8 protein-coding genes are annotated in these 8,213 nt (G+C 65.6%); 4 read left to right on the top strand and 4 right to left on the bottom strand.

What is annotated here, in order from left to right; genetic code table 11:
• Nucleotides 1-218: 218 nt before the first annotated feature.
• Entirely contained in the window at nt 219-878 is a 660-nt protein-coding gene (locus ACFXHA_RS23425; RefSeq protein ID WP_379360092.1) for a hypothetical protein, read from the top strand.
• A 528-nt stretch (nt 879-1,406) separates the two neighbouring features.
• Here the strand turns inward: ACFXHA_RS23425 and ACFXHA_RS23420 are convergent.
• Nucleotides 1,407-1,625: a hypothetical protein gene (locus ACFXHA_RS23420; RefSeq protein WP_379360090.1), complete on the bottom strand. Its 219-nt coding sequence runs from the start codon at nt 1,623-1,625 to the stop codon at nt 1,407-1,409.
• A gap of 157 nt (nt 1,626-1,782) precedes the next feature.
• A complete protein-coding gene (locus ACFXHA_RS23415) occupies nt 1,783-2,388 on the bottom strand; it encodes a hypothetical protein (protein WP_379360088.1) in 606 nt (201 codons plus the stop codon).
• A gap of 246 nt (nt 2,389-2,634) precedes the next feature.
• Here ACFXHA_RS23415 and ACFXHA_RS23410 point away from each other — a divergent pair, with 246 nt between their 5' ends.
• The gene (locus tag ACFXHA_RS23410; protein ID WP_379360086.1) at nt 2,635-3,063 is read left to right on the top strand and encodes a nuclear transport factor 2 family protein; all 429 of its coding nucleotides are present in this window, start codon (nt 2,635-2,637) and stop codon (nt 3,061-3,063) included.
• Nucleotides 3,064-3,166: 103 nt separating this feature from the next.
• Here ACFXHA_RS23410 and ACFXHA_RS23405 read toward each other — a convergent pair whose 3' ends face one another.
• Together ACFXHA_RS23405 and ACFXHA_RS23400 are read right to left on the bottom strand one after the other, a co-directional pair.
• A complete protein-coding gene (locus ACFXHA_RS23405; RefSeq protein ID WP_379360084.1) occupies nt 3,167-4,720 on the bottom strand; it encodes an acyl-CoA carboxylase subunit beta in 1,554 nt (517 codons plus the stop codon).
• A 94-nt stretch (nt 4,721-4,814) separates the two neighbouring features.
• Nucleotides 4,815-5,621 (bottom strand): enoyl-CoA hydratase/isomerase family protein, encoded by an 807-nt coding sequence (locus ACFXHA_RS23400; protein WP_379360082.1) that lies wholly within the window; start codon nt 5,619-5,621, stop codon nt 4,815-4,817.
• 177 nt (nt 5,622-5,798) lie between these two features.
• Here ACFXHA_RS23400 and ACFXHA_RS23395 point away from each other — a divergent pair, with 177 nt between their 5' ends.
• Nucleotides 5,799-6,566 carry an ABC transporter ATP-binding protein gene (locus ACFXHA_RS23395; RefSeq protein ID WP_379360080.1) on the top strand — a complete coding sequence of 256 codons (768 nt, stop codon included), beginning with the start codon at nt 5,799-5,801 and terminating at the stop codon, nt 6,564-6,566.
• Nucleotides 6,551-8,119, top strand: a complete 1,569-nt coding sequence (locus ACFXHA_RS23390; RefSeq protein ID WP_379360078.1) for a hypothetical protein — start codon at nt 6,551-6,553, stop codon at nt 8,117-8,119. The genes ACFXHA_RS23395 and ACFXHA_RS23390 overlap by 16 nt, the downstream gene beginning before the upstream one ends.
• Nucleotides 8,120-8,213 lie beyond the last annotated feature (94 nt).

The following is an 8,213-nucleotide window of genomic DNA, read 5'->3' as shown; positions in this document are numbered from 1 at the left end:
CCCCTACTCGCCGGTGACGAACGAACAAATGTTCGTCACCGGCGAGTAGGTGACAAGTTGTGTTGCCATCAGCACGGTGATGGAACTATGAAGGCGTTCTTGGGGTTTCGACCGGTGGTCTCCTCCGGCGTGCCGAAGCGTGTGAAACGATCACACGTAAGATCGGTGGTGATTTCCTGCCGGAGCAGTGGCGGCGGGTTGTGGATGAAAGGATCCCGATGACCACCGAGACCACCGAAGACACCCGCCAGGCGGAGCCCCCGCAGGCGCCGATAACACGGGCCGATCAGTTGCGCGCGGTGGTGACACTGGTCAAATCGGGTGGATTGAAGCCGCTGGCGATCTACCTGTACGGCGAGCGGAAGAAGGCCGCCAAGAAGTCCATGTACCAGTACCTCGGCAAGGGGGTCATGGCGGGAACGGCCGCGCTGCACCGCGCCCTGGTTCCTGTGGCGACTGCACCCGGCGAGGGGCCGGTGCGCGACCGGCTGATCGAGCTGCTCGACCGCCAGGCCGAGGTCATCCATGCCGCACCGGTACGCAAGGTGGCCTTGACCTGGCTCGCGGCCGGCACCCCGGTCGATTTGAGCACGCAGCTGAGCAAGTCCGACATGTTCCGGCTGGCGTTGAACTACCACTACCGCCAGCCGTTCGAGGAATTGTTCGCGACCGAGGACGGCCGTGCGGTGCTCGGTACGGCCAACGTGCCCACGGTGGTCGCACAACTGGTCGGCCCGATCGCCTACGGTCGGCTGGTCGGAGCCGCCCCCACCACCCACACCGACCACGTTCGCATCGTCGACGAGTTCCTGGCCGCCCACCAGCAGCCGGAGACCGAGGCGGAGGCCGAGCAGGCCGACGCACCTGCGGAGTCCTGACACAGCAGCGCAACAACTTTGGTGAGATCAACTCATCGAGAGACCCGACCTGTTCCCTCGGGCTTCGTCAGCCGAACACTCGATCCCACCAGCTCGGTTGCCGGAGCTGGTGGGCCGTGCACGGCACTACATTCTGGGTATCAACCACCAGAGGGCTACGCGGCTCGGAATCCATTGTCACGGACAGACAACCGAGACTCCGATGAGCGTTGTCTTCAACCAGAAATTCCTGCGTATCGCCATGCGTACCACCATTGAATTTCTCGTCCGCACCAGGCGCAAGCACCGCAGACTCGTGATGTATCCGACAGGTCGTTCCGCATTGAAACACGGTCACAGTCGTCCCCGACCCATTGCGGATCGCAAACTGACTGACATCACCAGGCGCAGGATCAAAACCCGAGCAGCCCCCCACCCCGAAAAGAACCCCAACCACCACAAGGCTTCTCACGAGCTTCCTACCCTCGAAGCACCACTGTCGTGCCAAGCCCACCCTCACAATTGCAGCATAATTGGCCGGCGACCAGGCTACATGCCAACCTCCGGCGGCACCCCGGCCCGACCCTCGAACTCGTCGCTCGGATACTCCGGTCCCCTCAGTCGCCGCAACGCCTCTCGCCGCGCCCGGCGCTCCTTCGGCAGCCTCCGCAGTGCCAGTCGGAACTCGATCTCGAAGTAGATCAAGGCGCCGAGCACGGTAACCACCACCAAGCCGCCGACGATCGCGCACGCTATGCCCAACCACATGTCACCAGTGTGAACCAAACCTTGGCGCGGGGTCCCTGACCGAAAGGCGCTGGCGCACCGCTGGTTTGACATCCAAGATCAGGGAGCTCTCACCGCGGAAATCTGTCCGCTTCTCCTCGCTGACAGCTCCCTGATCTTGTCGTTGACCGGCCACGGTTCAGGCGAAGTTGTTGTCCTGGAGGAAGCGGTACCAACCGTCTTCGTCGTCGAGTTCTTGGTCGGTGACGAATTCGCGGTACCGCGTGCCCGTCATGCATTCGTCGAAGAACGTCAGCAGGTCTGGCGCCACCAGTCGTGACGTGTCGTGCTCCCCGTACCGCCAGAAGTACTGATCTGTGAACATCACCTCGCCGGTGGTGAGGTGGATCAGGAAGTTGTCGTTGCCGATCAACCCGATTCGAAGCCAGGGCTCGTCACCGCGATGAACCTCCCCTTCGGCGTTCATGATCGCGCCCTTGTCGAACGTGCCGAGCAGTTCGATGTCACCGGTCTGCGCGCGGTCGGTGAGGCGATACAGGTCGATCATCGCGGCGGGCAGCGTAAGGCTTTCCAGCCCAACTGTTGCCGCGGCGGGAAGACGACCGGACGCAGTGTAGTTCTCAACCTGGCGGCGGTAGGTATCGAGTTCACGGCTCGGATCGAGGTCGATACCCGCAGGGAACGATGCCAGGAGATCCCCATCGGGATCATTGGCCAGTGCCGCTCGAAGCCGGGTGACCTTCGCGGCGAGCGCCCCGATTCGCACACCACTATCAATATCCATGTGCCGCAACCTAACACCGTCCCCTTGTCAAGTCCCGGCACCCGAATGCGAAGCGGCTGAGGGCGACCGTCGTATTGTGCTTGTTGAACGATCGCTTGGCGGACGCGGCCGAGTTGATGGGCTGGTACCTGGGGACAGGACGGTTCAGTTGCTGGGGTAGTGGTTGTGGTCGGCCGCAATGGGGTTGGGGTGACCTTGGCGGTTTTCCGCCAGCGTTGGGGTGGGTGCGGTCATAGCGTGATGGGTATGACACTCGATAACAAGACCATCGTGCAGGGGGCCTGGCGGGCGTTTGCGGGGCGGGATGCCGGGCAGATTGCGGCGTTTTTCACTGGTGATGCCGAGTGGCTTGCGCCGGCCGGGAACGCGACTGCGGTGGCGTTGGATGTGCCCAGTCATATGGTTGGGCGGGACGCTATTACAAGATTTATCGCCGAGGATTTCGGGCGGTTGTTCGTTGGTGATGTGGTGGTGGAGTTCCACGGGTTCTACGCCGAGGGGGATCGGGTGGTCGTGGAGGAGACGATGAGTGCCACACTCGCGAACGGGAAGCTGTATCGGAACGATTACTGCTTTGTGTTCGAGTTGCGGGGCGGGCTGATTCATCGGGTTCGGGAGTACATGGATACCGCGCGGGGGCATCGGGACGTGTTCGGGGGAGTTTTCGTCGGTTGAGGGGGTGACCTCGAGGGGTGTGCGCAAACAGCTTCGAGACGTTTCCGCCGCCGAAGTCGCGCGGCGGGTGGCGCGAATCTTCGGCGGCTGAACGGGGATTCGGTTACATGGGGTAGATGGCGTGTTTGCGGGGGTTGAATTCGGGTTTGGCGGTGGGCTTGGTGCGCAGGAGGCGGAGGGCCTGACGGATTTCGAGGCGCGTGCGGGAGGGCTCGATCACGGCGTCGATGTAGCCGCGTTCCGCTGCGATCCAGGGGGTGGCGACGGTTTCGTTGTACTGGTTGATGAGATAGTCGCGGGCCGCGGCTCGCTGGTCTTCCGGCAATGCGGCCAACTGGCGCTTGCCGAGCAGGTCTACCGCGGATTCCGCGCCGATCACGGCGATTCTCGCGGTGGGCCAGGCGAAGCTGATGTCCGCGCCGACCTGGCGGGCGGCCATCATGCCGTAGGCGCCGCCGTAGGACTTGCGGACCACCAGGTTGATGATGGGGACGGTGGCCTCGATGATGGCGCGGGGGACGCGGCCGCCCCGGATGATGACGCCGGCGGCCTCTTCCGCGAGACCCGGCAACACGCCCGGAGTATCGGCCACGAAGACCAGCGGGATATTGAAGGCGTCGCAGAGGCGGATGAAGTAGGTGGACTTGTCCGAGCAGGCGGCATCGATCGAACCACCCAGCACCAGCGGCTGATTCGCGATCACGCCGACGGGGTAGCCGTCGACCCGGGCGAAGCCGGTGATCAGGTTGGGCGCGAAAGCGGCTCGGATCTCGTGGAATTCGCCGTCGTCGAACAGCCGCAGCAGGATCTCGTGCATGTCGTAGCCGGTGCGATCGGAATCCGGAATGATCGTGTCGAGCTCGAGGTCGTACGCGGTGATCTCCGGTTCCAGACCGGGATTCACGACCGGCGGCTGCTCGAGGCAGCTCGTCGGCATGTAGCTGAGATAGTTGCGGGCCCACGCGTAGGCGTCCTGCTCGGTCTCGGCCACGTGATGCAGCGTGCCGCGCTCGGCCTGCACCTTCGCACCACCCAGATCCTCGGCGCTGACATCCTCGCCGTTGACCGCCTTGATCACGTCCGGCCCGGTGACGAACATGTACGAATCCTTGGTGCCGATCAGCACATCGGTATTGATCGGCCCGTACACCGAACCCGCCGCGCATTTGCCGAGAATGATCGACACCTGTGGCACATAGCCGGACAGCTTCTCCAGCACCCGGGAGATATCGCCGAACGAGGCGATGGAACCCACCGCGTCCTGGATACGCGCGCCACCCGAATCGTTGATCGTCACCACCGGGCAGGCATTGTCGAACGCGAATTGCAGTGCACGCATGAACTTCTGCGCCGACGTGACACCGACCGACCCGCCGTACACGGTCTGATCGTGCGAGATCACAACCACCGGCCGCCCGCCGATCAACCCGCGACCGGTCACCAGTCCGTCACCGTAGAGCGCGTCCGGCTGACCGGGCTGCCGGGCCAAAGCGCCCGTCTCGATGAATGTTCCGGGATCGAGCAGCATGTTCACCCGCTGCCGAACACTCGGAATGCCCTTCTTCTCCCGCTTGACGACCCCGGCCTCACCCGCAGGTTCCGCCGCCATCTCCAGGATCTTGGCTAGTTCATCGAGCTTCGCCCGCGTACCGATCACGCTCTGTGCCACCTTCTCAGCTAACAGTTGTGCACCAGCGAGGTTAAGCGGTATCGACGCGCAGCGGGGAAGTGAATGCGTCAAACGTGATAAATCACAGCTCGCGGGGGTCGGGGGTGCCCCTCCATTCGGGGGCACGGCCATCGAGGTAGGCGCGAACACCCTCCTTGGCATCGGGGTGAGCCATCAGCGTCCGGTGTAGGTCGGTCTCTGCAATGCCGATTCGGGCCGCATCGTTTTCGAAGCTCGACCACAGGAGTTGTTTGGACATCGCGGCAGCGAGCGGAGCGGTGTTCACCGCGATATCGCGGGCCAGTGCGAGGGCGGTGGGCAAGACCTGGTCGGCGGGGACGGATTCGATTGCCAAGCCCCAATCCCGGGCCTGACGGCCGTCGAATGTGGTTCCGGTCAAAAGCAAATGTGCCGCGCGTGAGATCCCGATGAGCCGGGGGAGGGTCCAGTGCGAATAGGCGTCGCCGATCATCGCCCGGCGAACCTGCGGGATCGCGTATTTGGCGTCCTCGGCCATGACCCGGATATCGCATTGCAGGGCGAGCGTCAGCCCGATCCCGATGGCATGCCCGTTGACCGCGGCGATAACGGGCTTACGGAGACGCCAAGCGGGTGGATTCACACCCGCGGCACTGAAATCCTGCGCCGGATCGGTGAACGTGGCGTCACCCGAACTCAAATCCGCGCCGGCACAGAAGGCCGGGGGCCGACCGGTGAGGATGATGACGCGAATCTCGTCGTCGGCATCGCAGGCGCGGTAGGCGTGGGAGAGTTCCGAGCCCATTTCGCGGTTGAAGGCATTGCGTTGGCGGGGGCGATCGAGGGTGATCGTCGCAATGCGGTCGTGCACAGCGACATTCAGAGTGCGGTAGTTCTGTCTGCTCTCCATGGCATACCTCCGCACCCAACCCAACCCCGACACCCGCCGCCACGATAGTCCCGGTTCCGGTGGCCGGACCGGTGCCCGGCACGCGTTGCGGTGCCGCCGCATGCCGCGATAAGCCGGTGAACGCCGGGTTCGCCCGTATCGTTCTCAGCGGGTGGGCCACCGGCGCGAGGAGGGGCAATGACGACCAACGGACAGTTGGCGCTCGAACTGAATGGTTTGTACAGGCGGTTCGGCGGCCCCTGGGTGGTCGACGGGGTGAGCCTGCACGTCCCGCCCGGATCGTTCTTCGGACTGGTCGGCCCCAACGGAGCGGGCAAGACCACCACGCTCTCCATGGCCGTCGGCCTGCTGCGCCCCGACCAGGGCACCGCGCGCATCTTCGGCACCGATGTGTGGGCCGACCCGGTGCGCGCCAAGTCCACGGTCGGCGTGCTGCCCGACGGACTGGCCCTGCCCGAACGGCTCACCGGCCGGGAACTGTTGAACTACACCGGATTACTGCGCGGCATGGACAAACCGACCGTGGTCGGCCGGGCCGACGAACTACTGCACGTGCTGGAGCTGGACGGCGCGGAAAACACTGTGGTCGTGGACTATTCGGCCGGTATGCGCAAGAAGATCGGCCTCGCCACCGCCCTGCTGCACGCGCCGAAACTACTGGTCCTCGACGAGCCGTTCGAGGCGGTGGACCCGGTGTCGGCGGGCACGATCCGCACCATCCTGCAGCGGTTCGTCGCGGCCGGCGGCTCGGTCGTGCTGTCCAGCCATGTGATGGCGCTGGTGGAGAGCATGTGCGACCGCGTCGCCATCATCAATCACGGCCGCATGGTGGCGGGTGGGACCCTCGCCGAGGTGCGCGGCGACGGCACCCTCGAGGAGGCGTTCGTGCGCTTCGTCGGCGGCCACCTGGGCGGCGAGGAGGGGCTGTCGTGGTTGGCGTCCTGATTCGCATGCGCCTCACGCTCATGCGCCGCAGCATGCGCGAAGGCCGTGCGGCCCTGAACTTCTGGCTGGGCACCTTCCTGGGCACGATCGTCGCCGCCATCACCGCGCTGCTTATCGCCACCGCGCACAACAGCGTGCACGGCGCGGTGACCATCGCGGCCGCACTGTTCGCGGCGTGGACCCTCGGCTGGATCTGCGGGCCGGTGCTCACCGGCAGCAGCGACGAGACCCTGCAACCCGAGCAATTCCGCCTGCTGCCGTTGACGACTCGGCAGTTGGCGTACGGCCTGTGCGCGGCCGCGTTCGTCGGCCCCGCCCCGATCGTCAACCTGATCGCCTTCGGCGGCCTGGTGCTGCTGGCCGCGCAGATCGGCCCGGGAGCCGTGGCCGTGGCGGTGCCGGGTGCGATCCTGCAACTCGTGTTCGTGGTGCTGCTGTCGCGGGTGGTGGTGGCCTGGCTGGGCGCGGCCATGCGGTCACGGCGCGGCAAGGACCTGGGCGTGCTTTTCGCGGCCCTCATCGGACTGTCGTATTACCCACTGAACCTGCTGGTTTCCTCGGTCGGACCGAAACTCGACTCCGACCACTCCGGGCTGTCGGTGGCCCTGCGGGTCGTGCCGTCGGGCTGGGCCCCGTACGCCGTGGAGGCCGCCGCGCGCGGCGACTACCTGTTCGCACTGCTGCCGCTGCTCGGTCTCGCACTGCTGTCGCTGGTGCTGTGGCAGGCGTGGGCCGCGCTGCTGGAACGCCGGTTGACCACCCCGGCCGCCGCGGCAGGTCAGGTGGTCGACACCGGCGACGGAATCCTGGAGCGTTTCATCCCCGCCACCCCGGTAGGCGCGGTGCTCAGCAAGGAGCTGCGCACCTGGTGGCGTGACGGCCGCCGCCGCGCTGCCCTGCTGCCGCTGCTGCTCGTCGGATTCGTGCTGCCGATCTTCCTGGCCGTGCGTTCGGGCGGTAGCGGAACCATCGTGTTCTCGGGTGCTTTTGTGGTCGGGCTGGCGAGCATGTCCGGCACCAACCTGTACGGATACGACGGCACGGCCGTCTGGCAAACGCTGGTGACGCCGGGCGCGGAACGCGCGGATGTGCGCGGGCGCGCCTATGCCTGGCTGCTGCTGGTCGCGCCGGTGTCGGTGCTGGCAACGCTCATCCTGCCGGGCGCGATGGGCCGGGCGAGCCTGTATCCGTGGGCGCTGGCGACACTTCCAGTGCTGCTCGGCGTGGGTACCGGCGGTGTGGTGTTCATGTCCACACACGCGGCGTTCGCGCTGCCGCCGCAGCGCGGCAATCCGTTCGCGGGCTCGGGGAATCCGGGCTGCATGAAGGTCCTCATGCAGTTCGGGGTGGCCGGGGTGCAGTTGCTGGCGGCCGCACCGGTGCTGGTGCTGCTGGGAGTCGGTGCGGGACTGCACATTCCACTACTGCAATGGGCGGCACTACCGATCGGTCTGGTTACCGGATGGTTTGCCGCGACCCTCGGAATCCGCTGGGCCACCACCCGGTTGGAGGACAAGGGCCCCGAACTGCTGGCCGAGGTAAAACCGCGCTGATCTGCTCCTTCGTGGCCGTTGTAGAGCAACCGGACACTCCCGGAGTGCGACGCGCCGCTACTCGGACCGGCGTCGATCTCGTGTCCGAATTCGG

It is taken from the genome of Nocardia sp. NPDC059240 (assembly GCF_042753865.1).
Classification (GTDB): Bacteria; Actinomycetota; Actinomycetes; order Mycobacteriales; family Mycobacteriaceae; genus Nocardia.
This window is presented reverse-complemented; position numbering and strand designations above follow the sequence as displayed.